This window comes from Streptomyces bugieae, from assembly GCF_036352915.1.
Taxonomy (GTDB): Bacteria; Actinomycetota; Actinomycetes; order Streptomycetales; family Streptomycetaceae; genus Streptomyces; species Streptomyces endophytica.
The window spans coordinates 1-424 of the sequence record NZ_JAZBJP010000196.1; the positions used below are offsets into that span (position 1 = coordinate 1).

The following is a 424-nucleotide window of genomic DNA, read 5'->3' on the forward strand; positions in this document are numbered from 1 at the left end:
TCCCGGCGCTCGGCGCCAAGGCCGACCGGGGCATCCGGAACGGGACGTACGCCTGCGGAATCGACCGGTTCGAGCAGAAGAAGTTCGGCGAGGCCCGCACGACGCTGGCCGGTTTCGCCCGTTCGTACAAGGGTGACGAGCGGGCCGCGCAGGCCCGGAAGACCGCCATCGCCGCCGAGATAGCCGCCGCCCGGCCGGCGGCGGGCAAGCGGCTGCCGCCGTCGGGGAGCCCCGGCGGGCCCCGGATGGAGCTGGTCATCAGCAATGACGCGCCCAACGGGGTCGAGGTCCTCTACACCGGCCCGGTCACCGGCGCCGTCACGCTGAAGCCCTGCGCCGACTGCAAGCGCTACAGCGTGTCGGCCGGTCCCCGGCTCGCCTGCAGGGCCAGCGGCCGGAGCTACCCGAAGGCGCGGCTCCAACT

Annotated in this window: 1 pseudogene; it reads left to right on the forward strand. The window is 74.1% G+C overall.

Annotated elements, in window-relative coordinates:
* Positions 1-424, forward strand: a pseudogene (locus V2J85_RS40855) (hypothetical protein); the annotation flags it as partial.